Here is a 2,188-nt window from a genome sequence, read left to right on the forward strand (position 1 = left end):
TCAATACGTGGCTCAGACAATACAACCAGATCAGACCACATCATGCTCTGAACATGCGCCCACCAGTCCCAGAAACCCTTTTAGACAAACCGCAAATCACTGGTACTGAAACAAGGGGCTAGACACGGTGATACCGGGACCAAGACCGGCGCTATGAGGCAGTCGAAGCCGACAGGGAATTGGCCCTGGCGAAGTTTTCGCAAATCCAACAAAGGATGGAGGCTCTGAGTTTCCTCAACCTCCTGCTTACGCATTGTCGCTTACATTGCAAGGCGTAGGCGATAAGCATTGCTTTAACCGCGTTTGATCTGAAAGGATCAGGGTGTCGGAGCTATATGCGGGAAAACGGACGCCGCCCGCTGCACAGATGGTCTTATGTGCTTGGCTCTTATGAACACGGTATACGAAGCTCGTATACAACATCCCCCGCTGAGTTCTGGGTCAGTTTGTTGCTGATCAGTCATTTTTAGACGTTACAGAACCCAGCGGGGGATAAGACGATTCCAAAGCTCCGTTCAGGAGCGTGGATGAAGGTCATCTCCAGTATGTTGTTCAAGATAAGAGATGAAGAAATGCAACAACAAGTCAAACGTATAAACCAATTCAATCCCTTAACCACGGAACGCGTTGGTTGACAAATTGCCCTCATACTTACTGGATTGAAAGTGACTTAAGCCTGTTCTGAAATGTGTCTGCTTTCAGTAAGGTCGAATATTTCCGCAAAATCATCAAGATCCGCGAATGTTTCGATGGGTCATGCACTCAGCGCATAGCTCCGCGATCAAGTTCCGGGTTGAGATTCACACGCGAAAAACCAAGTGACGCTTCAAAAAAGTCAATCAAACAAAAGCGAAGTCTTAGATAATACCGCTCCCTGTATACTGGAGACCCTCGGGTGGAAGTCCTGATCCGCATCAATCCTTGGAGAGGGGCGATATCTACGCGCGATCTTAACCAAGCCCAAGCCACTGAAGCCGACATAATGATTGCAGGATCTTCTATTCATTCCGCACTGCCACAAGTCTTCTTTGAACCCAATGCGATTTTCTCCATCGCAGAACTTTTATGACAAGCTTTTCTACTGCGAGTGCTTTCAATCCCTACGAGGTTTGACTCTCTCGCCTGTCAGAGCCGACTTTGTCGCCGCGTTGAGCTCAAATTTTGTCTTTGCAACCAGCGGGTACAATTGGTTAAAACCGCAAAATGTTTGAAGACTTTGTTTGGTCAGATTTGCTCGTATTATCGGCAGCGGGGCTATTTGTTCTCGGCTATCTGATCATCAATCAAGTAGGTCTTCGGATAATGCTCTTGCTGGGCACAGCGCTTTACATTTGGTACTACGCCACGGTTGATGGTGGACCATTGTGGGCTGCTATGTGGGCAAGTACCTCGACTGGAATTGCAAACATGATCGGTCTGGGGAATTTGTTCTATCACCGGTCGACTTGGGCAATTCCCAAAAGATACCGCGATATCTATGTGCATTTTAACTTGTTACCACCTGGTGACTTTCGCAAACTGATGAGTGTAGCCAAGCGTGTGGTTCTAAAGTCCGGCCATCAACTAACGAATGCCGGAAGCCGTGTTAATACGCTTTATTATGTTATCGATGGAACGGTTGAAGTTGAGAAGTTTGGGGAACGGTTCTCGATACCCAATGGAATATTTGTCGGCGAAGTTGCCTATCTGACTGGAAATCGAGCATCTGCATCGACATTTTTGGCACGTGACACCGAAGTGCTTGAATGGGATATCGCAGAACTGAAGCAGCGCTCTGTAAGGGATCCCAGATTTAGGCTTGCCATGGATGCGATGATATCACTGGACCTTGCTGGTAAAGTTGCTCGTGCAGGTTCACCAGAAATACAAAGCGAAAATATTTGACGGCATCGAGCGCAATGTACCCCTGACTGCCGCTTCCCGAAGTTCTTCCATGGCCAGCTTAGAAGTCATCTTGGCTGTCCCTCAACACCAAATTCAATCTCTCCACAAAGGCAGCGTCCTAATTGCATGCTCCCTCGTTCTCACCCCTTAACTTGTAGCATTGGATGCCAGCTTAGTCCTGTGTGGATGTCTCCTGCAAAGCAAGACTTTTTTCGAGGTGATAGGCAATTTGTCAGATACGGTCTTGTGTCCGGCCTGTTCGCGCGGAACTTAAGCCCGCTGGCCTTGATGGTTTCCGCTGATC

General features: G+C 48.1%; 2 protein-coding genes. Both read left to right on the forward strand.

Annotation, left to right across the window (positions count from 1 at the left end; genetic code table 11):
* Positions 1-895 precede the first annotated feature (895 nt).
* Positions 896-1,069, forward strand: coding sequence for a hypothetical protein (locus AC2D8P_RS16455; RefSeq protein WP_484703960.1), 174 nt, complete (start codon positions 896-898; stop codon positions 1,067-1,069).
* A gap of 134 nt (positions 1,070-1,203) precedes the next feature.
* Positions 1,204-1,884 (forward strand): Crp/Fnr family transcriptional regulator, encoded by a 681-nt coding sequence (locus tag AC2D8P_RS16460; RefSeq protein ID WP_484703962.1) that lies wholly within the window; start codon positions 1,204-1,206, stop codon positions 1,882-1,884.
* Positions 1,885-2,188: the final 304 nt, after the last annotated feature.

This window comes from Roseovarius sp. YIN77 (assembly GCF_057219155.1).

What these genes read in the sequence shown, in the direction of transcription:
- AC2D8P_RS16460 (WP_484703962.1), top strand. Translation starts at nt 1,204, where the DNA reads ATGTTTGAAGACTTTGTTTGGTCAGATTTGCTCGTATTATCGGCAGCG.